General features: G+C 42.0%; 26 protein-coding genes. 9 read left to right on the top strand and 17 right to left on the bottom strand.

The window, feature by feature from the left end; genetic code table 11:
• The first annotated feature begins 677 nt into the window (after nucleotides 1-677).
• Together J2Z37_RS19410 and ilvD are read left to right on the top strand one after the other, a co-directional pair.
• Nucleotides 678-1,064, top strand: coding sequence for a hypothetical protein (locus J2Z37_RS19410; RefSeq protein ID WP_209811967.1), 387 nt, complete (start codon nucleotides 678-680; stop codon nucleotides 1,062-1,064).
• A 71-nt stretch (nucleotides 1,065-1,135) separates the two neighbouring features.
• Nucleotides 1,136-2,821 carry a dihydroxy-acid dehydratase gene (ilvD, locus tag J2Z37_RS19405; protein WP_209811966.1) on the top strand — a complete coding sequence of 562 codons (1,686 nt, stop codon included), beginning with the start codon at nucleotides 1,136-1,138 and terminating at the stop codon, nucleotides 2,819-2,821.
• Between the two features lie 94 nt (nucleotides 2,822-2,915).
• On the opposite strand, the gene J2Z37_RS19400 is transcribed toward ilvD, so the two are convergent.
• Nucleotides 2,916-3,104, bottom strand: coding sequence for a hypothetical protein (locus J2Z37_RS19400; protein ID WP_209811965.1), 189 nt, complete (start codon nucleotides 3,102-3,104; stop codon nucleotides 2,916-2,918).
• A gap of 232 nt (nucleotides 3,105-3,336) precedes the next feature.
• On the opposite strand from J2Z37_RS19400, the gene J2Z37_RS19395 reads away from it, so the two are divergent.
• A complete protein-coding gene (locus J2Z37_RS19395; protein WP_342453857.1) occupies nucleotides 3,337-4,035 on the top strand; it encodes an endonuclease/exonuclease/phosphatase family protein in 699 nt (232 codons plus the stop codon).
• Here J2Z37_RS19395 and J2Z37_RS19390 read toward each other — a convergent pair.
• The 7 genes from J2Z37_RS19390 to J2Z37_RS19360 all read right to left on the bottom strand — a co-directional run bounded on the left by J2Z37_RS19390 (nucleotide 4,009) and on the right by J2Z37_RS19360 (nucleotide 10,971).
• On the bottom strand, nucleotides 4,009-5,502 hold the full coding sequence (locus J2Z37_RS19390) for an alkaline phosphatase family protein (RefSeq protein ID WP_209811963.1): 1,494 nt from the start codon (nucleotides 5,500-5,502) through the stop codon (nucleotides 4,009-4,011). The two genes, J2Z37_RS19395 and J2Z37_RS19390, sit on opposite strands and share 27 nt — an antisense overlap.
• Before the next feature lie 62 nt (nucleotides 5,503-5,564).
• On the bottom strand, nucleotides 5,565-6,284 hold the full coding sequence (locus J2Z37_RS19385; RefSeq protein WP_209811972.1) for a pseudouridine synthase: 720 nt from the start codon (nucleotides 6,282-6,284) through the stop codon (nucleotides 5,565-5,567).
• Between the two features lie 75 nt (nucleotides 6,285-6,359).
• On the bottom strand, nucleotides 6,360-6,674 hold the full coding sequence (locus tag J2Z37_RS19380; protein ID WP_209811962.1) for a hypothetical protein: 315 nt from the start codon (nucleotides 6,672-6,674) through the stop codon (nucleotides 6,360-6,362).
• Between the two features lie 98 nt (nucleotides 6,675-6,772).
• Entirely contained in the window at nucleotides 6,773-9,202 is a 2,430-nt protein-coding gene (locus tag J2Z37_RS19375; protein WP_209811961.1) for a transglycosylase domain-containing protein, read from the bottom strand.
• 116 nt (nucleotides 9,203-9,318) lie between these two features.
• On the bottom strand, nucleotides 9,319-9,525 hold the full coding sequence (locus tag J2Z37_RS19370) for a YqgQ family protein (RefSeq protein WP_209811960.1): 207 nt from the start codon (nucleotides 9,523-9,525) through the stop codon (nucleotides 9,319-9,321).
• Between the two features lie 6 nt (nucleotides 9,526-9,531).
• On the bottom strand, nucleotides 9,532-9,951 hold the full coding sequence (queF, locus tag J2Z37_RS19365; RefSeq protein WP_209811959.1) for a preQ(1) synthase: 420 nt from the start codon (nucleotides 9,949-9,951) through the stop codon (nucleotides 9,532-9,534).
• Nucleotides 9,952-10,176: 225 nt separating this feature from the next.
• Nucleotides 10,177-10,971, bottom strand: coding sequence for an inositol monophosphatase family protein (locus J2Z37_RS19360; protein WP_209811958.1), 795 nt, complete (start codon nucleotides 10,969-10,971; stop codon nucleotides 10,177-10,179).
• A gap of 172 nt (nucleotides 10,972-11,143) precedes the next feature.
• Between J2Z37_RS19360 and J2Z37_RS19355 the strand changes: the two genes are divergently transcribed.
• Nucleotides 11,144-11,833 (top strand): class I SAM-dependent methyltransferase, encoded by a 690-nt coding sequence (locus tag J2Z37_RS19355; protein WP_209811957.1) that lies wholly within the window; start codon nucleotides 11,144-11,146, stop codon nucleotides 11,831-11,833.
• 266 nt (nucleotides 11,834-12,099) lie between these two features.
• Entirely contained in the window at nucleotides 12,100-12,279 is a 180-nt protein-coding gene (locus J2Z37_RS19350; RefSeq protein ID WP_209811956.1) for a hypothetical protein, read from the top strand.
• A gap of 26 nt (nucleotides 12,280-12,305) precedes the next feature.
• On the opposite strand, the gene larC is transcribed toward J2Z37_RS19350, so the two are convergent.
• From larC to J2Z37_RS19335, 3 genes are all read right to left on the bottom strand, one after another.
• Nucleotides 12,306-13,280, bottom strand: coding sequence for a nickel pincer cofactor biosynthesis protein LarC (gene larC / locus J2Z37_RS19345; protein ID WP_209811955.1), 975 nt, complete (start codon nucleotides 13,278-13,280; stop codon nucleotides 12,306-12,308).
• Nucleotides 13,281-13,282: 2 nt separating this feature from the next.
• A complete protein-coding gene (gene larB / locus J2Z37_RS19340; RefSeq protein ID WP_245203954.1) occupies nucleotides 13,283-14,062 on the bottom strand; it encodes a nickel pincer cofactor biosynthesis protein LarB in 780 nt (259 codons plus the stop codon).
• A 106-nt stretch (nucleotides 14,063-14,168) separates the two neighbouring features.
• On the bottom strand, nucleotides 14,169-14,930 hold the full coding sequence (locus J2Z37_RS19335; protein ID WP_209811954.1) for a hypothetical protein: 762 nt from the start codon (nucleotides 14,928-14,930) through the stop codon (nucleotides 14,169-14,171).
• 146 nt (nucleotides 14,931-15,076) lie between these two features.
• Between J2Z37_RS19335 and J2Z37_RS19330 the strand changes: the two genes are divergently transcribed.
• Nucleotides 15,077-16,447 (top strand): RsmF rRNA methyltransferase first C-terminal domain-containing protein, encoded by a 1,371-nt coding sequence (locus J2Z37_RS19330; protein ID WP_209811953.1) that lies wholly within the window; start codon nucleotides 15,077-15,079, stop codon nucleotides 16,445-16,447.
• A gap of 34 nt (nucleotides 16,448-16,481) precedes the next feature.
• Here J2Z37_RS19330 and J2Z37_RS19325 read toward each other — a convergent pair whose 3' ends face one another.
• Complete coding sequence (locus J2Z37_RS19325; RefSeq protein WP_209811952.1) at nucleotides 16,482-17,852, bottom strand: DEAD/DEAH box helicase; 1,371 nt, start codon at nucleotides 17,850-17,852, stop codon at nucleotides 16,482-16,484.
• A gap of 222 nt (nucleotides 17,853-18,074) precedes the next feature.
• Between J2Z37_RS19325 and J2Z37_RS19320 the strand changes: the two genes are divergently transcribed.
• Nucleotides 18,075-18,779: an MgtC/SapB family protein gene (locus tag J2Z37_RS19320; RefSeq protein WP_209811951.1), complete on the top strand. Its 705-nt coding sequence runs from the start codon at nucleotides 18,075-18,077 to the stop codon at nucleotides 18,777-18,779.
• Nucleotides 18,780-18,852: 73 nt separating this feature from the next.
• On the opposite strand, the gene J2Z37_RS19315 is transcribed toward J2Z37_RS19320, so the two are convergent.
• The 5 genes from J2Z37_RS19315 to tatC form a co-directional block, all read right to left on the bottom strand.
• Nucleotides 18,853-19,809 (bottom strand): hypothetical protein, encoded by a 957-nt coding sequence (locus tag J2Z37_RS19315; protein ID WP_209811950.1) that lies wholly within the window; start codon nucleotides 19,807-19,809, stop codon nucleotides 18,853-18,855.
• Nucleotides 19,810-19,912: 103 nt separating this feature from the next.
• The gene (moaD, locus tag J2Z37_RS19310; RefSeq protein WP_209811949.1) at nucleotides 19,913-20,161 is read right to left on the bottom strand and encodes a molybdopterin converting factor subunit 1; all 249 of its coding nucleotides are present in this window, start codon (nucleotides 20,159-20,161) and stop codon (nucleotides 19,913-19,915) included.
• The gene (locus tag J2Z37_RS19305) at nucleotides 20,158-20,625 is read right to left on the bottom strand and encodes a molybdenum cofactor biosynthesis protein MoaE (RefSeq protein WP_209811948.1); all 468 of its coding nucleotides are present in this window, start codon (nucleotides 20,623-20,625) and stop codon (nucleotides 20,158-20,160) included. The genes moaD and J2Z37_RS19305 overlap by 4 nt, the downstream gene beginning before the upstream one ends.
• A gap of 12 nt (nucleotides 20,626-20,637) precedes the next feature.
• Nucleotides 20,638-21,126, bottom strand: coding sequence for a molybdopterin-guanine dinucleotide biosynthesis protein B (gene mobB / locus J2Z37_RS19300; RefSeq protein ID WP_209811947.1), 489 nt, complete (start codon nucleotides 21,124-21,126; stop codon nucleotides 20,638-20,640).
• A 7-nt stretch (nucleotides 21,127-21,133) separates the two neighbouring features.
• Nucleotides 21,134-21,901, bottom strand: a complete 768-nt coding sequence (gene tatC / locus J2Z37_RS19295; protein ID WP_209811946.1) for a twin-arginine translocase subunit TatC — start codon at nucleotides 21,899-21,901, stop codon at nucleotides 21,134-21,136.
• Between the two features lie 107 nt (nucleotides 21,902-22,008).
• Between tatC and J2Z37_RS19290 the strand changes: the two genes are divergently transcribed.
• Both J2Z37_RS19290 and J2Z37_RS19285 read left to right on the top strand, forming a co-directional pair.
• The gene (locus J2Z37_RS19290; RefSeq protein WP_209811945.1) at nucleotides 22,009-22,362 is read left to right on the top strand and encodes a hypothetical protein; all 354 of its coding nucleotides are present in this window, start codon (nucleotides 22,009-22,011) and stop codon (nucleotides 22,360-22,362) included.
• 157 nt (nucleotides 22,363-22,519) lie between these two features.
• Entirely contained in the window at nucleotides 22,520-23,008 is a 489-nt protein-coding gene (locus tag J2Z37_RS19285) for a Mov34/MPN/PAD-1 family protein (RefSeq protein WP_209811944.1), read from the top strand.
• The last annotated feature ends 3 nt before the right edge of the window (nucleotides 23,009-23,011 follow it).

Genomic DNA, 23,011 nt, shown 5'->3' with positions numbered 1-23,011 from the left:
CCGCGTCCTTCTTCGGCTCCTAGTGCCAAGGCATCCACCGTGCGCCCTTTGTAGCTTAACCTACTAGGTTTTTTTGTTAGGATTTGTTTCCTAATCCCGGCTTCCTGTTTCTTTAATTAACTTAAAACAGGTCGCTGGATAAGTGATCTCTAATGGATAAATCCATAAGATCTCACTAAACGCATTTGGTGAAAACTTACATTTCGTTATCTAGTTTTCAAAGAACAATCTGCCGCCCGAAGCGACAAGTAATAATCTATCATATTTCACTGCTGCGATCAAGTGCTTTTTCATAAAAAATTCACTTCACATGAAAAAAACTTATCTCAAACAGCTTGAATTATAATACCATGCAAATACGGTGGTGGCAATCTCAAAATTGTTCTTTCTATACAAACATTTTTTGACATCTGTCTTGTTATGGTTGGCGCCCTCTTTTTCAGCCAACGCCCCCTGTAAATTCCATCATGGAGACACTTTACCAAACTCCTAAGCGTTCATCACGTACAAAGTCATTTTATCTTCCACCTAGAATAGAATAATAAAATACAGTTTCCATTGATCTTTCGTTTCACTAAATTTATTATATAACCTTAGTACTGCTTCATATAAACTAAATTAAACTTTTGCCTAGCCTGTCCTTGGTCCCTAACCCTAAAAAACGGAGGTGAATTGGCTTGAATAGAGACTTCATTCGAATCAAAGCCTTGGAAGGTGAACTTAAATTATCGCAGATCAAGACAAGATACGGATGCTCCATTACAACGAAGGAGCTCATTTTTCAAAAGCCGCATCATTCCTACCATATCCGTCTCGCTGATATTATAAGTATTATTCCTTATGAATTAGAACCCGGGAAGATGGTTTTTTCTCCTCAATCAAATATTGAAGAAAAGGTAACCGCTTCATTCGGTTCCTCTTATTACAAGGTTACAACGGAGACAACAAGGATTTATAATAGAAGTGGTGTTTTTGAAAAAGGAAGAACAGACTTCATTATTCCTTTGAGCGAGAAAATGCTGGAACATATAGCACAATATAGTAATCTGATAGTCGTACGATAAAACCAATACACATTTTGGACAAAAAATGTTAGAATGGTATGAAAATAAATTTTGAAGTGGGGGAAGTTAAAATGAGAAAGAGAATGCGTAGCGATATAGTAAAACGCGGTTTTGACCGCGCTCCTCACCGCAGTTTATTGCGTGCAACAGGGGTCATTCAAGACGATTCTGATTGGGATAAACCGTTTATTGCTGTTGCCAACTCCTATATCGACATCATTCCTGGACATGTTCATTTACAAGAGTTTGGGAAGATCGTTAAAGAAGCGATCCGCGAAGCTGGGGGAGTTCCTTTCGAATTCAATACGATCGGTGTAGACGACGGTATTGCTATGGGCCATATTGGAATGCGTTATTCTTTGCCGAGCCGTGAATTAATTGCTGACTCCATTGAAACCGTAGTATCTGCACACCAGTTCGACGGATTAATTTGTATCCCGAACTGTGATAAGATCACCCCGGGGATGATGATGGCTGCATTGCGCGTTAACATTCCTAGTATTGTAGTAACAGGCGGTCCAATGCAAGCTGGTAAAACTTCAGACGGCCGTTCGATCTCTCTTTCCTCGATTTTTGAAGGGGTAGGTGCTTATCAATCTGGTAAGATCGACGATAAAGGTTTAGAGGAACTTGAAAAATATGGTTGCCCTACCTGTGGATCTTGCTCCGGGATGTTCACAGCCAACTCCATGAACTGCCTAGCCGAAGTACTTGGTCTTGCTTTACCTGGAAATGGTACCATTCTTGCTATTTCCGAAGAAAGAAAAGAATTAGTTAAACGTGCTGCAAAACAAATCATGAACTTAATTGATATGGACCTGAAACCTCGGGATATTGTTAATATAAAGTCAATCGACAATGCTTTTGCCTTGGATATGGCTATGGGTGGTTCAACCAATACAGTTCTCCATACCCTTGCTCTTGCCCATGAAGCTGGGATTGATTATTCCTTGGAAAGAATTAACGAAGTTGCGCAACGCGTTCCGCATTTATCTAAAATTGCGCCTGCTTCTGAATACCATATGGAAGATGTTCACAATGCAGGTGGTGTATCGGCAATCCTGAATGAGCTAAGCAAAAAAGAAGGTGCCCTACACCTTGATACGCTTTCTGTTACTGGCAAAACTTTAGCTGAAAACATTGCTGGACATGAAGTTCTAAATAAAGATGTTATCCGTCCGTTGGACAACCCTCATACTGTAAAGGGTGGGTTAACAATTCTGTTCGGAAACATTGCACCTGATGGAGCTGTTATTAAGTCGGGGGCGGTCGATGCTGGAATTCGCCGCCATGAGGGACCAGCTATTGTATTTGATTCTCAAGATGAGGCTCTTGAAGGAATCTCAACTGGGAAAGTTAAGGAAGGACATGTTGTTGTCATTCGTTATGAAGGACCAAAAGGCGGACCTGGAATGCCCGAAATGCTTGCTCCTACCTCACAGATTGTAGGAATGGGACTTGGAACAAAGGTTGCTCTTATTACCGATGGTCGTTTCTCCGGGGCTTCTCGCGGATTAAGCGTTGGTCACATTTCACCAGAAGCTGCTGAGGGTGGTCCTCTTGCCTTTGTTAAAGATGGGGATATCATTGTCATTGATATGGATGAGAATATACTTGAAGCGAAAATTTCTGAAGAAGAAATGGCAGCACGCAAAGCGCAGTGGTCTGGCTTTGAGCCAAAAATTAAAACGGGCTATTTAGCCCGCTACTCGAAGCTTGTTACATCCGCAAGCACTGGTGGAGTTATGAAGATCTAAGTAAAATTGTATTTCTTAAAGGTCAGCCCTAAATGCTGACCTTTTCCTTTTTTCTGCATGAAAAAAGCAAACCGAATGTTGGTCTGCTTTTAATTTAACACGATGTCGCTCGATAGCTTAATTTCTCGATGCGCATATTGATCAGCTGTACTTGTTTATATAGCTCCATTCGCGAATTCCAATTCAAGTCAGGATTAATGACAGAATCCTTAATTTGCTTTTTCTTTTCTTGCAGAAGACCTATGTCCCTCAAAGATTCAATTTCCATTTCGAACCATTCCATAGAAACCTCCTAAACAAGAATTTTTCCCAATATTTTAGTAATTTAAGGATACCAGATATTTCTATATTTGTCCACATATCTATGTTAATAATTTGTGATTAACTTCGACATTTTTTCTTCCCTATATCACCAGCGCCTTACTTACCACCTGTTCTTCATCATCCACATTATGTGTGTAAGTGGATAAAGAATGGCTGTGGGTAAGTGGATAACTTTAAACGTATAATAAGAGTTGATCCGTTTTTATCTTAGGAAAGGGTGGTTTCTTTTGGAGATTTGCATTTATTCTTATAACATACATAGCGGCAGAAATATTTTTTTTCGTAAATCCCTACAAAACATGATTGACTATTTTTTGAAAAACCCCCCAGACATCCTTGCCGTTCAAGAAGTACATGATAATCCAAAACATGGACACCAATTTCAAATCATTAGGGATTCTTTATCTATGTTTGGTTCTTTTGGGGGAAACCTGAGGATTGGAACAGGTTATTATGGAAATGCCATTTTTTCCAAATTTCCGATTGAACTGGAGAAGAATATTGCCCTTCCCGGTCACGCAGAGCCGCGTGGTGTTCTCCAGTGTATGATAAATATCCATTCCCAAGCATTCACCATTTTAAATACCCACCTTGGACTATCAAAGAATGAACGAAGACAGCAAATCCAAATGTTATCTTCCCTTGTTTCATCCCTTTCAGGACCAATCCTTTTGGCTGGTGATCTTAATACAACAGAATCACCTATTTTCCCTAAACTTGATGATGCAGCAAAAAAATTAGGGAAAGACTCTATTTCCACAGTCTTTCCCTTAAATCGAAGAATTGATTATATGTACGCTACTTCCAAGGTCCATCTTGTAAGTTATGAAGTAGTAAAAATCCCATATTCTGATCATTATCCGCTAAAAGCCGTGCTTCGTTTTAGTTAATAAGTCTAGAATATACCCCTTTAAATCAACCAGCCGCGGATTTTCAAAAGGGCTGTCTTGGCCGGCGCCCGCAATAATGAGCGGGACCGTCGAATCTATGTAATGAAGAGACCCGTGGCTTCCGCCACCGAGATGTGTTGGAGAATACGCAGATTTAAAATCATATCCTGGTTTCGCTGTACAGCTAATGATCGGACAGGATTGGGAGAATAATGCACCATATAAACGCGATAAGACATCGGGGTAATCACCAAAAGAAACTTTTTCCCCTGTCACACTCCCTGATATTTCTAAATCCAGGATGGCTGGATTTCCTTCTAAAGTCCAGCTTCTTCCATAGATGTCCACGCTGCTTCCCTCTGGACAAAAGCGAAGGCTTTCTTGTTTTCCACCGGAACGCACCTCGACCCATTGGTCAGACTTGTAGGCAATTAGATCGATCCTTGGATCCTGCTGCAGTCGATAGATGATTTCTGTATCAACATGGGGTTTCAATGGATAAATATTAGTCATTCGTTCATTATTGGCTATCACCAGATCATCCGATTCTTTTACAGGTCCTGCATAATCTGCTATTTTTAAACCCTTTAGATGATCATCCAGATCAATATTATGGTCCTTGGCTTGACCGATTAAGGTTTGCCCATGATCTCCTGTTAGAATAAAAACATGCTTTTGAATGGCATCTTCCCACGAGGAAAACATGTTTAAAACCTTCTGGATCTTATCATCCACTTTTTTAAGGATCTGGCAAGCCTCTTTAGGTTTTCTATGTACTTTATGATCATTATCAGGCAGATAAACCATCGTAAAATCAGGCAGAATCTGATGTCGGATTAAGTGGCAAAGAACCCGCGTGGCGAAATGATCATTGATTCCATAGTGCCCAATCAGCGTTTCATCCCAGCTCCACGGCAGAGGTGGATCCAACTTGCTTCGAGCCACCCTTCCTAAAGTGAAGACATCTGGGCCACTCACGTCTTCAAATGGACGAAACATTGTTCCCAGCTTCAATAAGAAAGGCATTTTCACAGGATACTTTTGTGAGGAACGGTGGGCAATCAAATTAATCGATCCAGATGTTTTTCCTGCTTTTTCTAAATCCTCGTAAATGGTATGGACATTTTTGCTTAAGTGGGATTCATTTAAGGAACAAATGACATCATGTGCACAAGTATACATCCCCAACTTTAAGACAGGCATCATGCCGTTTATATAGTTAACTAGCCGTTTTTCCTCGGGATTGTACCAAATGAGCGCAGGAATCTTATGGATGTCTGCATATTCGCCCGTTATTAGCGAACAATCTACCGTTGCCGTCATGGTGGGAAATACGGTTGTACACTGATCCCAATAAACACCTTTTTCTATTAGAAACTTCAACCCGGGTACCAAACGTTTCCTGATGCATTCGTCTAACACATGCGGCATCAACGAATCAATCATGAAGAAAATCACTTTTTTCACAAGAAGTCCCTCTCGTTACAGTTTGGTCAAGTGTCATTTAGTTTCGGGTAAAATGCCATGAATTATTCGTCATCGTTCCTTTTTAATAAATCTAATTCTTCATCTGTCAGTTCTCTTGATTCTCCCAGAGCTAATTGCGGATCAAGTTCCAGTCTTCCCATCTTAATCCTCTTCAGGTAAACAACCTTTTTCCCAACTGATTCAAACATTCGTTTTACTTGATGGAATTTCCCTTCAAAGATCGTCAGTTCAATTTTGGAAACGGGACCAGTTTGCAAAATCTCAAGTTTAGCAGGCAAAGTTTGATATCCATCATCAAGGGTAATTCCTTTTTTAAATAGTTTCTGGTCCTTTTCTGTCACTTCACCTTGCACGTCTGCATAGTACCTTTTCGGAACATGTTTCTTAGGGGATAACAATTCATGAGCTGTTTTCCCATCGTTTGTTAAAATCAGCAAACCTTCTGTATCCTTATCCAATCTTCCGACGGGAAAAACCTGAAAGGGCAGGTACATCGGATCCAAAAGATCAACGACCGTTCTATCCACATGATCTTCCGTTGCTGAGATGACCCCCTTCGGTTTGTTTAGCATTAAGTAAACAAACTCTCGATACCTTACGATTTCGCCGTCAAATTCGACCTCGTTCCTTTCGGTATCCACATGCTGGCTAAGATCTTTCATAATCTCACCATCCACACGGATAATCCCTTCTTTAGCAAACTTCTTTAGGTCCTTTCTCGTCCCGTACCCCATATTTGCTAATAGCTTGTCTACCCTCATTTTGGCCATCTTTACCTTCACACCTTTTCCTTTGATACAAAAAAAGGGTATTCCGTGGAATACCCTTACTAAAGTCTATTCGCGGTCTTCAAACCATTGATCTAGAACCTTTGCTTCCATTACTTTTCCTTTGATAAAGCCAACCTGTTGTTCGCTGAAATTCGTCTTCCAATCCAAACCTAGCTCTTCAGCCAAATTTGCAATCGTTAATAGTTCTTGCCAAGCGACATAACGTTTATACCAAAAAAATTGCGGATGTTCACTCATATAAGGGTAAAGATCATCAAATTCCGTATGTTTACAATCAATAGCACGTTCGAAGGTTATCTTTGCCCGGTTAAGTTTCTCTTGAAAATAATTGGTAATGTCTTGATCTATACGGATTGTCATGTCGTTTCCCCTCCTGTGTGTCTTTAATCTTATTATAGTATATTTGAATAGGGAAAATCGAATGTTTTTGAAAATTACTGCTTAACAAATTTACCCGGCTAGTTCTGAGTCTCGTTTTTATTGTGCCTCTTGTCTTTTTTATCCGGTGCAGGCTCCGTCCCCTGCTCAGATGGGGCTCTCGGATCCAATAGCTGATCTAGTTGTGATTGTTCCCCATTTTCGCTGTTTTCCTGTAGATTGTCGTCTGGAACATTCGGATCCGTTTGTTCTACATCCCCATCTTCTGGTATTGGGATATCCAAATCTGATTCTTCATCGCTCAATGGAGGTGTTAACAGATCTTCTTCTTCGTCGGAAATTTCTTGTTCCGGGACTAATTCCACGATATTCGAGCGCTCACTTTCCTTGCCCGTTACAGAATCGATCTGAATCACATAATAATGAACAATTCGGTCTGCAGGAACCTCGAGATCAACCCATTCCTGATAATCTGTTTCCCCAATCATTTCCTTCTGCTCAGGATCCTCAAAGTAACGGTAAACCTGATATTGGATCTGTTCATCGGGTGTTCCCGTCCAATGCAGTTGAACTGCATCTTCTACCTTTTCCGCTGATAAATCCTGAATCTCCTGAATCTCTACAGGCGGTTCTATTTTCTGCACTCCTTTTGGTTTGGTAAAGTCCTGAATCTTTCTTCCTTTTAGTGCTTCCGTCATCACCACACGGAAGAAGTTAGCAGGAAAACCGCTTCCCTCTCGCAAGTAATTGGTAGTGGAATTGGATTGATCATATCCCATCCATACCGCCCCGACATATTCGGGTGTATAACCCACAAACCAAGCGTCACGGTTGCCGTTTGTACCGGGTTCTTGTGTCGTTCCGGTTTTTCCGGCCACTGGCCGGTTCATTGCCGCCCTTTTTCCTATTCCGTTGTCAACAACCGAACGGAGCATGCCTGTCATATAATACGCTGTTTGCTCGCTGACAACGGTAGATGCAGCTGGCTTCGCCTCAACAACCGTTTCTCCATCCACTTCGATCTTGCGAATCGCATGGGCTTCCATCATCACACCCCGATTCGCAAAAGCACCATAAGCCTGTGCCATATCTAAAGGTGAAACACCGTAAGTCATTCCTCCGAGCGCAATTCCCAGTTTTCGATCCGCCTGTTTATCATAAGGGATCCCAAATCGATCTAAGTAGCGGAAACTCGTATCGATCCCAATTTCATTCAGTAACCAAACTGCAGGGACGTTTTTGGATTGTTCTAATGCATAAATCATGGTTACTTTTCCAAGGTATCCATCCCCATACCAATTGCTTGGTGAATAGTTACCTGGAAAAGTCATTTTCTCGTCTTTCAGCAAGCTATAGGGTTCCCAACCATTCTCTAATGCCGGAGCATACACAGCTAAAGGTTTAAAGGTGGATCCAGGACTCCGTTTTGCCAATGCCCGGTTCATTCCCTTCGCCACATAGTCTCTTCCCCCCATCATGGCTGCAATTCCACCAGTATGGGGATCAGTAATGACCATGCTTCCTTGCACAGGGTCCGCCGACTGACTGGACGGGAACAGGTTCGGGTCATTAAAAGCATTCGCCATAGCCTGTTGAGCCTGCGTATCCATTTCCGTATAAATATGGTAACCGCCCCGATACAGCTCGCTTTCGCTAATGCCGTATTTCTCTTCTGCCTCTTTGAGGACATAATCAATAAAAGACCTGTATGCTTGATTTGCCTTATTCTGGTTACCAACAATCTGAAGCTCGGCATTGCTTGCTTCTTCTCGTTGTTCCGCCGAAATGCTTCCATTTTTCTCCATCAATTTCAAAACGACCTTACGTCTTTCTGCCGATTTTTCATAGTTGTTTATCGGAGAATAATTGTTAGGTGCTTTAGGAAGGGCAGCAAGGGTGGCAATCTCAGCCAGATTCAGATCCTTCACGTCTTTTCCAAAATAAAGCTTAGAAGCCGCCTGAATTCCGTATGCCCCTCCACCTAGATAGATTTCATTCAAATAAAATTCCAATATTTCTTCCTTGGAGTAGTTACGCTCCAGGTTCATCGCGATAAGTGCTTCTTTGGTTTTTCTTAATAGTGACATTTCCCGTCGATCAAGGTATACATTTCCTGCCAGCTGCTGCGTGATGGTACTCGCACCTTCAACCGCTGCTCCTGCACGTATATCCTTGTACAAGGCTCTACCAATGGAGATCAAGTCTACCCCTTTATGAGTGAAAAAGCGCTCATCCTCTGTATTGACAAAAGCCTTTACCAATAAGGGCGGGATCTCTTTGAACTCGACATATTCCCTATTTTCCACATAAAGCTTAGCCATTTCTTTTCCGTCTTTATCATAAATAACGGATCCTTCAACCTGTTCTTTTACCTTCCCCTTATCTATCAACGCATTTCCAGCTGATAGGATTGCTGTACAGCCAGCCATCAGCGCAACGAGCAATAAAATCGTGAACAAAAACAGCCAGCGCCTCGTCCTGCTTTTCTTGCTTTTTTTGCGTTTTTTCATTTTTCTCCCCCACTTAATTTGGAAAACTATTTTTCTCTCTTTATCTATTTAATACTCATAAAACCAGCAAAAAGTTTCATAACAACGAGCAAAAGGTGCAAAATGCACCTTCCGACCTAAGGATTATTCAATTCGGATACTCTTCTGCGAATCCCCATCAAGGCGTTGCGATACATGTCATCATCTGCTAATCCAGCCTCGTAAAGCTCCTTTAACTCTTCTTCCATGAGTAAGCAATCGCCGAGGGCATCCCCCGTATAAATGACCACCCCAAAGCGGCGTAAAAAGTCCTTCACCTCAATAAAAGTCATCGGACCTTGCATATTCTTTTACCCTTCTTTGGTATATTCAACCACGACTTTTGTTCCCAGACCCCCGCGTGCGTTCCAATCTGCTTCAATTTTCATGTAGAGTGGATCACAAACAGCAACAAGTTCCTTTAAAATCCGGTTCGTCGCATGCTCTTGATAAATCCCAACATTTCGATAGGATGTTAAATAGTATTTTAGAGATTTCATTTCAATAAGCAATTGATTCGGAATAAAAGTTATCTTGATATCCGCAAAATCAGGGAGTCCAGACCAGGGACAAACGGATGTGAACTCATTGGTTGGTATCACAACTTCAGTCCTTTTCCCTACATATTCGTAAGGAATCGTTTCAAGAATGTCGGTCATAATCGCCGTTTCATCCTGTGTATCAAAGCGAATCCCTGTGTATTTCCCATAATCATGTTCTACTGCTGCCAAAGTAAAAACCTCCTATTTACGTTGACATGAGGAGACTCAAGAAAACACCACTCATTCCTGGCAGGTGAAAAAACATTCACCAGAGGGGAGTGGTGCCAATTGTCATCTTTGGAAATGTGGATATTTTTTTCGTTGGTTCCCCCACATAAAACAACGCAATATTTTACACCGTAGTAATTATGAAACATTTCGATTCCCTATGCAAGCTATTTTTTATGGAAGAGATTAGTTTCTTGCCACGAATTCCATTAATTCCTTATAGAGAAAGGGGTTACTGGCGACTACTGAATTGGCTTTTTCGAAGGTAAGAGTGCTTCCATCGATGGTTGAGGTAATTCCACCGGCTTCCTCCAAAATGATTTTGCTAGCAGCAAAATCCCACGGGTTTAAAGAAAGGCTTATGTAGGCATCAACACGTCCCGCCGCAACATACGCCATCTCCAATGCAGCACAACCATATATACGAATTCCTCGGCAGCTTCTTGGCAACTCATCAACCAAATGGTCCAATCCCAACTTCTCCGTCCTTTGATTCCAGAAAAGACTTGTGCAAATGAGTCCCTCTCTAAGAGGGACAGGGGTTTGCAGATGGATAGGACGATCATTTAAAGTGGCCCCTTCCCCCTTTTTTGCAAAAAACAGCTCGTCTCGGGTAGGGTCATAAACAACCCCAATCAGCCCTTCTCCTTTATGTACTACCGCAATCGAAATGACATAGTTTACTTGTTGGTGTACAAAATTTGTTGTTCCATCAATCGGATCGATAATCCAAAGTGTATCGTATTCCTTCGGATCTCCTTTAAAAAATCCTTCTTCTCCGACAATCCCGTGATCTGAATAAGAGGAAAGAATCTGACCGATTAAAAATTTCTCGATCTCCTGATCAACCTCCGTGACAAGATCCGATGGTGAGCTTTTATATTTTATCTTTATTTGTTTTTTTCGAAGTTCTATACTCTTTTTCCCGGCCTCTTTTGCCCAATCAACAGCCTTTTTCGATAGTTCCTGAATGTCTAACATCAGTTCTCACCTTTTCCCAAGTATCATTCCTAGTTTATTCCTCATGGGATTAAAAAATCCTCCCTTTCGGGGGAATTATTGCAGGATAAAGGATTAGGGGAGGGAATAAATAACGAATAGAGCAAGTATTACGGGGGCTAACCCCTATTTCAAAGGAGGAGGGGTGGGTTTAATGTCCTTCGAATGGCATAAGGAAAGTCATCTACAGTGGAATAGCATGTCAGATCGCTGGCAGCAAAACAGTGAAGAAATGTGGGAAAGGGGCAGTCGCAAAACAATTCTTCCATTATTTACGAAACACGTTGATGCAACAAATGGCCCCATCCTCGATGCAGGGTGTGGTGATGGATATGGCGCGTGGAAATTAGCCTCACAAGGATTCAATGTATCTGGAATTGATCTTTCCGATGAAATGGTAAAAAAAGCGAGCAGCAGAATGAAGGAAGGATTGGCTCTACAATTCATGCAGGCTGATGTCGTTCGACTTCCCTTTGATGATGGAATCTTCGCAGGAATCCTCTCGATTAATTGCCTGGAGTGGATTGAATCACCTCTGGCAGGATTGCTGGAATTAAAACGGGTACTGCTTTCAGGCGGAGTGGCTTGCATCGGCATTCTCGGCCCCACCGCGGCCCCGAGACAGCATAGTTACCAAAGACTTTACGGAAAAAATGTGATATGCAATGGCATGATGCCCTGGGAATTCGCCCGACTCGTTGAAGAAAACGGCTTCTTGATCATCGACCAAGAGGGAGTTTATAAGCGCGGAGTGACGGATCGAATGGCGGGAGCACTATCCTTAGAATTACGGCAGGCCTTGAGTTTTATGTGGTTGTTTGTGCTGCGGAAAGATCGTGATTAGAAATGTTCAAACCACAAGGGGGACGATCCCTAGAAGGGATCCTGGTCCATGGAATCCGATGATGACCATTTCAACCGTTTCCAAAGGGAATTTTGGTCATCATCAACCCGATGATGACCATTTCAACCGTTTCCAAAAGGAATTTTGGTCATCATCGACCCAATGATGACCATTTCAACCGTTTCCAAAGGGAATTTTGGTCATCATCAACCCGATGATGACCATTTCAACCGTTTCCAAAGGGAATTTTGGTCATCATCAACCCGATGATGACCATTTCAACCGTTTCCAAAAGGATTTTGGTCATCATCGACCCAATGATGACCATTTCAACCGTTTCCAAAGGAGATTTTGAACTTCATAGGCCTGGTGGAGTTCATTCCGCTCCATTTCCAAGAGGAATTTTGACTTCTTCAGTGGAAGTCAATGAGCGTGGAAGCCATTAATCCTTCCCTTTACCTGCTCTAAACTATTATTCCATCTCCCCAATGACTACCCGCAAAACATTAGGCTGCTGAGCTAAATCCTTACTCCCTGCACCATAGCCGATTTGTTTCACTGTAAAAGGGGGCATAGGGCAAAATTGGTCGACCAAAGCTGCCAGAATACCAGCACCTGTTGGAGTTGTTAATTCCCCTTTTTCCTCTGTATAGCGAATCGGAATATCTTTCATCATTTCCAATGTAGCCGGGGCTGGAATGGGGTAGATTCCGTGATCACATTTTATGTACCCATTTCCAACAGCTACAGCTGAAGCAAAAATCCGCTCAATCTCTAGATCTTCAAGGGCAAGGCATGCTCCAACGATATCAACGATCGAATCCAATGCCCCGACTTCATGAAAATGAACATGATCCAATGGGATATTATGAATCTTCGATTCTGCCAAGCCAATTTCTTTAAAAATGGCTAAGGATTTTTTTTCTATGTAAGGAGAGAATTCCGCCTTTTCAATCATTCTCACAATGTCACTATAATGGCGATGCTCATGTCCATGACTGTGACTATGGTCGTGGCTATGCCCTTCACCATGACTATGCTCATGATCATGGCTATGCCCTTCACCATGACTATGCTCATGATCATGGCTATGCCCTTCACCATGACTATGCTCATGACTGTGGCTATGCCCTTCCCCATGACCATGTTCATGACTGTGGCTATGCCCCTCACCATGACCATGTTCATGACTGTGGCTATGCCCCTCACCATGACTATGCCCATGTGCCTGTCCGTCCACAACTTCCTGATCCCCAATATAAATTCGTAATTTCTTCGCGGAAACTCCCTTTTTCACCACTGGTTCAAAAGTAAGTTGCACGCGTTGACCGAGCAATTGCTCTAACCCTTTTTCAATTTTCTTTGGATTGGCTCCGGCGTCAACCAAAGCTCCCAATGTCATATCCCCACTGATCCCGGAAAAACAGTCAAAATAGAGAACTCTCACTGCTAGATCCCCTTTTCATATTTGTTTTTAATAATAACCCCAGCACTATAACCTGCTCCGAAACCGTTATCAATGTTAACAACAGAAACACCTGTTGAGCATGAATTCAGCATGGTTAGTAGTGCGGAAAGCCCGCCGAAATTAGCCCCATATCCAATACTCGTTGGAATCGCGATGATCGGTCGTGAAACAAGTCCCCCCACAACACTGGCCAATGCCCCTTCCATTCCGGCGGCAACTACGACAACATCTGCCTGCTGGATTTTATCAAGCTGATCAAACAGTCTGTGGATCCCGGCAACGCCAACGTCATAAATACGCTCTGTATTGCAGCCGAAGGCTTCAGCAGTTACTGCCGCCTCTTCTGCCACAGGGAAATCGGAAGTACCAGCACAAACAATGGCAACATACCCCGGGTACCGAGGACCCTCCTGCCTTTTCCAAAGAAGTGTCCGCGCATCGCGATTGTATTGCACATCTGCAACGGTTTGCTGGACTCTGTCCGCTTTTTCTGCATCGACCCTTGTCGCAAGGACGGTATCATTCTTTTCTTTTAACCGAAGAAAAATCTCGTATAATTGGTCCACCGTTTTCCCTTCGCCAAAAATAACTTCAGGAAAACCCTTTCGTTTTTGTCTGCGGTGATCCAATTTCGCATAGCCCATTTCTTCATATCCTTTAAGCTTTTCCGCGGCTTCGGCCACACTGATGGAACCGCTCCGAACCATTTCCAATATTTGTTCAACATTCACTCCCATAATAAGCTCCTTTTTCGTTTTCATTTCATAGCTGCTATTCTCTCATTATTTTACTATACTTCATTTTCCCCTTAAAATCTTTACAAAGCAAAAAAATCCCCCATCGCAAAAACGACAAAGGGACCTTCCATCAAATCATTTGTTTCATAAGATCCTTATGCAAAGGATGCTGTCCAATAATCATCACCAAATTCTCTACCCAGGCCTTGATTTCTGTAAGCTTGTCCAAATCCTCTTGTGTAAAGGAAGTTTCCTGAACAAAAACGCCTACCTCGGAAATAAAATGCTCCAGCCTTGTATCAAAGTGATTCCAGCGCAGCATTTGCTTAACTTCTGGACTTTTGTAGGATACGTCTTGAACAAGGTGATACATATATAAAATCTGTTTCAAGTTTTCATAGGCTTCTTTTCGATTTTCCACTATTCTTCCTTTTGCCAAATAGAACGAATTTCGTTTCACAAAGTAAAAGTAAGAAGTAAAATGACTTAAGGTCATCATCAGAGCGCCCAGGGTTAGAGCTAGTCCAAAGTAGAAATAAACCTGGGATAAGCCAGCCTGTATCAAAATCCAAAGTGCAAAGTGATAAATCAGGCAAATAACCCAAAGGAAGATGATGAATATTTTAGCTTGGGCAACCTTGTTTATATCATGGGTTGATTTTCCGGTGATAAAAGCAAAGGCTAACAAATAAAGGTCTAAAAATAAAATACAACTAAAAAACAAACTGATCTCCATGGTTTGCAAAAAACGAATCTCCGTGGGAATTCGTAGGTAGTTAAGCATCGCGTAAACAACGGCGATATAAAGAATCATCCAGGGGATTCCTTCCACAATTCCCGGCTCTGAATGTTTCATCTGCCTATTTTTTTCAACTCGTGATAGAACCTCCACCCATTCACCTACTTTCCATCTAACCCTATGTTTTTTATTCTACCTTTATCACTGGTTTCCCTTTTTCATCCTCCTTCTATTTTGAGGCTTCTAACAATCGTCTTTCAAGGGTAAAATATTGTTAATTCTTAGTAGAGGTGCAAGGAATGAACAAAATACCTGAAATGTTTTTAGAACGCATGAAAAACATGCTGGATTCAGAGTTTCCGGAATTCGAGCAGTCGTACCAGGAGACCGCCTATCAAGGCCTCCGCGTAAATACATTAAAATTGAGTGTGGAGCAGTTTTTATCACAAACTTCCTTTTCGTTAGAACCAATTCCATGGTGCCCATCTGGTTTCTATTATACTGAACAGAATCGACCAGGAAAACATCCCTATCATGCAGCGGGTTTATATTATATCCAGGAGCCCAGTGCCATGTCGGTTGTGGAGGTTTTGCAGCCTGAACCGGGTGAAAAAGTGCTAGACCTCTGTGCAGCACCCGGAGGCAAATCAACACAGATTGCTGCCTATCTGCAAGGAGAAGGATTACTAATCGCCAATGAAATCTATGGGAATCGGGTCAAATCTCTTTCCGAAAATATCGAGCGCTGCGGAATTAAAAATACACTCGTTACGAACGAAACCCCTGCACGTCTGGCGGAGCGTTTCCCCGCATTCTTCGATCGGATCCTGGTCGATGCACCTTGTTCCGGTGAAGGAATGTTTCGGAAATTAGCGGAAGCTTGTACTGATTGGTCAACGCAAAAAGTACAGGAATGTGCTGACGTCCAAGCTGAAATCTTGGATGATGCAGCACAAATGCTAAAGCCGGGAGGCGTACTGGTGTACTCAACCTGTACCTTTTCCCCTAATGAGAACGAGTCGTCGATTGCCCAATTTTTGAAGAGGCAGCCTGAATTTGAACTGCTTGGAATTGAAAAGGAGCACGGTATGTCTTCCGGAAATCCGCAATGGGGAAACAACAGGGATGATCTCCAGCATACCGTCAGATTATGGCCGCACCATCTCAAAGGGGAAGGGCATTTCATAGCCAAACTGCAAAAAAAGGATGGAGAAATTATTTCCCAGCGGAAGGCAGCATCTTCTCCCATTGCAAAAGAATCACTTCAATTATGGAAAGCATACCAAAAGGAATTTCTTCAATCCTCGTTCCCCGAAACAGGTTATATCCAATTTGGTGATCAGCTTTATTTATTGCCACCACACAGTCCTGAGCTAAACAGACTGAAGGTTGTCAGACCTGGTTTACACTTAGGCACCTTAAAAAAAGGGAGATTCGAGCCTAGCCACGCATTGGCACTCGCCCTACGGCCATGGGAAATAGGACAATCCCAATCATTTTCCCAGGACAGTGAACAAATTCTGCGGTACCTAAAAGGAGAATCCTTAATCAATGATTCGACAGAAAAAGGCTGGACGGTCGTCTGTGTGGATGGCTATCCGCTTGGTTGGGGGAAGGTGGCCAACGGTCAAATGAAGAACCATTACCCAAAGGGGTTAAGGTGGCTTTAGAAAATAAAAAAGCGTAACGGAGAGAGACTCTCTGTTACGCTTTGCTTTTAGCTTTTCTAGAGCGGATTTCCTTCACAATTCTCTCTCTGATTTGTTTCTGCTTTTCTCTCTTCTCCTGGCGGACTTGCTCCAACATGGCTTTCTTCTTATACCCAGGCTTTACTTTTTGCTTCTTTCCCGGTTTTTCTTGGGAAGCAATCGTCTGGTTTTCATTTGTTTTGGCGCGTCGTTCCACCTTTTCAGTCGGTTTTCTTTTTGACTTCTCTCGTCCTGGAACCTCAACAAATCCTTTGACACCTGTTAGGACTTTCTCTTCAATCGTTTGTTTAATCGCCTTTTCAATTTTTTGCATAATCGCTTTTTGACGTGGGGAAACAAACGTAATCGCGGTTCCCTCTTGGCCTGCCCTACCTGTACGTCCAACACGATGGATATAGCTTTCAGGATCTGACGGTAGATCAAAATTGATCACATGTGTAACCCCTTCGACATCTACACCGCGCGCAGCAATATCCGTGCAAACAAGATATTGAAATTTAATATTGCGAAATTCATCCATTAGCTGTTCGCGTTTCTTTTGTGATAAACCACCATGCAGGGCCTTTGCTTCAAATCCTTGCATTTGCAGCTTCTCTGTGACATGCTCCACCCGGTCCTGTGTATTGACAAAAATAATAGCCAAATAGGGCTTCAATACCTTAAGGAGAGATGGTAAGGCTTCTATTTTATCGCTTTGGTTCATTACATAGTAATATTGTTTCGTTTTTTCCGCAGTGGCTTGTTTTGCTTCAATTTTAATATGGGGTGGTTGGAACATAAAACGTCGGGCCAGCTGCTTCACCTGGTCGTTCATCGTAGCGGAAAAAAGCAAGGTTTGCCGGTCTTTATTCGATTGCAGAATTATTTCCTCAACATCTTCAAGAAATCCCATTTCTAACATTTTATCCGCTTCATCCAATACCAACATTTTTATTCTTCCAAAGTGGAGGGTTCCCCGTTTCATATGATCAAGAATTCTTCCCGGCGTTCCCACAACAATATGGGTTTGGTCTTTTAATCGATTGATTTGCGCTTGAATATCCTTACCGCCATGAAGTGTGAGCACATGGACCCCCATATGCTTTCCGAGCTCAGCCACATCATTGCCGATTTGAATCGCCAATTCCCTTGTGGGTGTCATGATTAACCCCTGGATGGAGCGGGAGTTAAGCTCCATTGTTTGCAGCAACGGAATAACAAAAGCAGCCGTTTTTCCTGTCCCAGTCTGTGCCTGCCCAATCAAATCCTTCCCTTCCAAAGCTAGCGGAATTGTGCGTTCTTGAATAGGGGTTGGCTCCGTATAATATAAATCTTTGATACCGTCCAGCAGTTCTTTCTTTAATCCAAATTTTGTAAAACCCGACATATATTTCTCCTTCTTAAACCGTTTAGTTACAACATCTTATTGTACCTTAATTCCCAGTGAAAGCAAGAAATCCCATCTGAAGTGATCTTTTGCATAGTATTTCCTTCTTAACAGCAACAATCCGTCATACGGCATAAGATTTAGGGACTATTTTAGAACTTAGTATATATGCTATAATCCGATCAAGTAAGAAACGTTCACTGTGAAAGGTTGAATGTCTTCATGTTTATGGTAAATAGTATTATCTTAATCAAACTTGCAGTATCTGTTGTATTAGGGATGGTTATCGGCTTAGAACGGGAATTGCGTAAAAAACCGTTAGGATTAAAAACCTCCCTTGTAATTTGTGTAAGCAGCTGTCTTCTTACCATTGTTTCCATTGAATCGGCAGATCGCTTTGCTGTACCTTATGTACACGTAATGGATCCCATGCGTTTGGCTGCGCAGATCGTCTCTGGGGTAGGTTTCCTTGGGGCGGGGGTAATTCTAAGAAAAAGCAACGACGTGATCATGGGGCTAACCACAGCAGCGATGATTTGGGCGGCTTCTGGATTAGGGATCGCAGCCGGAGCGGGCTTTTTTATTGAGGCAAGCGTGGGACTTTTATTGATTATTATTAGCGTTGAACTCTTGCCTCGTATCCTCAAGATTATTGGCCCAAAAGCCTTGAGCGAAAAGGAAATACGACTTGATTTAATTATGGAAAAGGCCGATAACCGGATTATCGAAGTCATGGACCAGATCAAGGCAAAGGGTATTAAGATAAAAAATATCCGTATCCGAGACTTAGGGCACGAGCCTGAAAAAAAGGAAACTCATCGCGTCAATTTGATTATTACCGTCAACGAAAAAAGGTTTACAGCAGACGTTTACCACGATATTCGGGATATTGATGGGATTATCAGTATTGATATTGAAAATTTGTAGGATGAGGGACAAATTCCTCACAAAATCTATAAGAAAAGTCCTTCACAACCTAGATGAAGGACTTTTCTTGATTTTACTTGAACGGTGACATTTCCTTTCCTCGTTCAAAATGGAATCCATCCACTACTTTCCCATTGTGGTACATCCGGATATTCACCCATTCGATCGGAGCGGTCAAGGCTTCTTTAAACACTTGTTGCATGAGATGGTAGGTTGTATCTTCTGTCGGTTTAATCATCAGTTCTACGTTAATATCGACCCCATCTTCGGAATAAATAAAGGTAGCCTCTGCCAATTGATGATCCTGCGGGTCAACGAGGTCGTAGACGACCTCTACCTTTTCGTTCTCCTCAACTTCATCATCACTTTCAAGCCCAATTCGCTCCAGTAACTGAACTTCCTCTATCGGAATTTCGTCTACGTCTGTTTCGATTTCTACTTCCTGGTATTCCGTACCGTTTATGAAATAGGTGAAATTATATTGATCAATGAGTTCATGATCATAATCCTTAAGGAGGAGAGCTTCAATATTCTCCATTTCTTCTTCGGAAGGATCTTCCGAAAAATTGATTTCTCCCACGATCCGAGTCCCTTGAATATCAACAACCGCTTCCGCAACGAGGTTTTTTTCTTCGTCGTAAATTTGATATTCGATTCCCTGCTCTCCTTGCCCTACAATCCATCGTTCATATTCTTTTTCATCCTCGACGAGTATCTCGATCTCATCGTCATCCAAACCTTCGTCAAAGTAATCCTCTAAAAGGGAATATTGTCCATGGTATAAATGTATGGCATAATCAACAATATTTAATGCAAAGGAGAGATTGGTAATATAGGGTTGAATTTCACTGGCGATCTCCTCTATTTCCTCTTCATCCACATATTCTTCATCAAGATGGATGGTTCCAGTTAGCCAATCGCTCTCCCTATAAATGAGATAAACATCTCCAATCCATTCACCATCGCGATGAATGGAGAGTGCTTCTCCCCCAGCTGTACGAAGTTCTGGTTGAATTTGAATATCGCTCATGATTCCAACTCCTTGCCTATTATTAAACCTCTTCCTCTATTGTTGGAAAAAGACGGCAAGGATATACCGATCATAAATCAACGCGAACGCGCGAATTTGCGGATCATCCCCCACTTACTGGCGGGATCAAGGCAATTTCGTCACCAACAGATAAGATCACATCATTTGTAGCATATTCCTGGTTCACTGCTACCATACTTTTTTCAATCAAATCTTCCATATTCGGCAGAAGGTTCTTCAGTTCATTCCTAACTGCTTGTACATTTACCTGTTCATCAGCAAAAGATAAAGAAATCTTTGAATCCCCGGCATTTTCCGCTAACCCGGCAAATAAAAGCACGTCAATATTCATTTTTTATCCCCTCCCAGTTCCGGTTTTCCTGAAGGATAAGCAATTTGTTCTTTCTGGTCGCCAACCCATTGCTGACCATCCTCCCAGTTTTCCTGTTTCCAAATGGGAACAATTTCCTTGATTCGTTCTATCGCATAACGACAAGCTTCAAAAGATGCGGCTCGATGTGGGGTAGACACAGCAATGGCCACCGCGACATCGGAAATATCCAATCGTCCAATTCGGTGTGCGATCGCGACATCAGCATCCAGATGATCCGCTTTAATTTCCTCCCCGATCTGTTGCAACTTCTTTTCAGCCATTTCTATATATGCCTGATATTCAAGATAAAGCGTCTTTTTTCCTTTTGTCATTTCTCTAACCGTTCCGATAAAGGTACAAATAGCCCCGGCATTCCGATCCGTAACTAGATCGATCAACGGCTGTATTTCTATTTTTTCCTTCGTTAGATAGAAGTTTTTCATTTGAACCTCCCACTATTCTTTTATATAGTCCTGGATTTTTGCAAAGATCGCTTCATAGTCACGACAGGATACAACCGGAATATCTTCATGTTGATAAGGAAACCAACTGGAAATTAAGAAAATCCCCTCGGTTTCGTTTAACAAAGAAATATCCATTTCATTTCGCAAAATCACAATTTTGGGATACTTCGAATATTTATAGCCCTCTACTAGGACGATATCCATACCTTCCATCTGCCCTAAAAGATCAGGAAGGCTCGTACCTTCCTGCTTCATAATCGCTGTTTTATTTTGTGAAGCAATCGCTACTACCTGTGCTCCAGCTTCTCGGTGACGCCATGTATCTTTCCCTGGGTGATCGATTTCAAAGTGATGTGCATCATGCTTAATACTGCCGACTTTCCAGCCAAGAGCAGAAAACCTCTCGATCAAGTTACAGGTCGTTGTTGTTTTGCCACTATTCTTAAAGCCTACAATTTGAATGACCACTGGTTTCTTCATTTTACTGTCACTCCGCTGCCCTTTCTTCCTTCATGAATTCTTCATCCTCTTTTAATTGCTTTTTATAAACCCCTTTTGATAACCAAATGCTAAATTCATATAACAACAACAGAGGAATAGTGACAAGGAAATCAGAGACAAACTCTGGTGGCGTAATCGTCACGGCAATAATAACGAGAAGAAAATAGGCGATTTTCCTTGCCTTTGCCAAGCGCATCGGATTTAAAATGCGAATTCGTGTCAAAAACATCACGATAATTGGTAGCTCAAACAACACGCCAAAAGGCATAACAATGGAAAACAAAAAACTAAAAAACTGCATAATCCCATAGGTTTCTTCTGCTTGCAGCGTTTTCGTCATGACAAGCATAAAATTTAAGACCATCGGAAAAAGTACGAAGTAAGCAAAGGAAATCCCAACCAAAAACAATAGGGTAGCTGCTGGTATAAAGCGAAGGGCAACTTTCTGCTCGTCAATCCGTAGCCCTGGTCTTACAAATGCCCAAAGCTGATAAAGTAAAAAAGGTAATGACAAGATGACACCAATCACAATCGAGACTTTAATATATACGGAAAGGGCATCAGATATCGCAAATACGTGCCAATCCATCTGATTGGCTACTGGCCCGCTTTTTAGTAAATTAACCACATCAGCCGAGTAAACAAACCCAATGATAGTGGCAATAAAAAAGTAGATAGCAGAAAAGATGATTCGTTTTCTTAGTTCTTCTAAATGTTCCGTCCAAGGTATTGCTCGATCAATCGGATCCTTCATCGGTGTACTTGCCCCCACTACTAGCCATAATTATGTATAATTAGATCATAACAGAAACGAATTTCTTTGTTAAATTTTTATATCACACTAAAGGGGAAATGGAACCCATGGATTTGAATCAACAACTAGAGCAATTGAGATACGCTATTTTTATTGGACAAGATCCTTCTCAACTGGATAACATGTTAACGCAAGAAGAATATACAGAACACTATGAAAGTCAATTGGAAAGAGATCCTGCGGCAGAACGGAGACTCCTAGTGGAATACTCGAAACCGCTCCTGGCGGTCTACCGAAAGGAAATGGAACAGATCGCAAAAATCGAACAAAGTCTTAGCGGTGATGACCAACCCATCTCTTTTAGCGATGAAGAAGTGATGGAAGAGCTTTATGATGAAATGATGAATTTAGAAACGGAGGAAGAGTGGAATTCATTTAAAAGAAGGTTTGTGAAAGAGTGAATTTGGGCTTTAACGGATACTCCCTTTTTATGAAGTGAACGTATAATGGATCGATAGAGAGCAGTCGGAAATCACATGTGAATTGGTATATCACAAGTGATTTCCGATCCTAAGTGCAGCTTTTCAACTTCTAACTCTCAGATGGAGGGTGTAACTCTTGAACTTTAAAGTATTTGTATCCGAAAAAGCATACCAACAGATTCAAGCGGAAGTGAAACGACATCCCGGGAGAGAAACGGGAGGAATTATGGTGGGTTTTCGTACCCCAATGGCATTAATTGTTTCCAGTGTATCAGGACCTGGCCCTTCCGCCATTCACATGCCCTTCTCCATTCAATTCGACGAAGCTTATTGCAACCGCAGGGTGAAACAATTGCAACGACAAGGAAAAGTTTTTAAATATATCGGCGACTGGCACAGTCATCCCTTCTCCAAATTAAAACCAAGCAAAATAGACAAATACTCCTTCAAAGTGAAGTCCCTAACACATTACGGAACTACCAATCCGCTTATGATTATCGCTGGTCCAGATCCGCTCATTCCCTTACAGGCTTTCCTCTTACAAAAAGGTATCGCGCAAATCACTCCAGAACTGATCGATAGCGAGACCATGCTGCAGTTAAAAAAACAGGCTATTCCTTTTTAAATT

It is taken from the genome of Ammoniphilus resinae (assembly GCF_017873965.1).
GTDB lineage: Bacteria > Bacillota > Bacilli > Aneurinibacillales > RAOX-1 > Ammoniphilus_A > Ammoniphilus_A resinae.
Note: the sequence above shows the minus strand (reverse complement) of the source record. Positions and strands in the feature narration are given on the sequence as shown.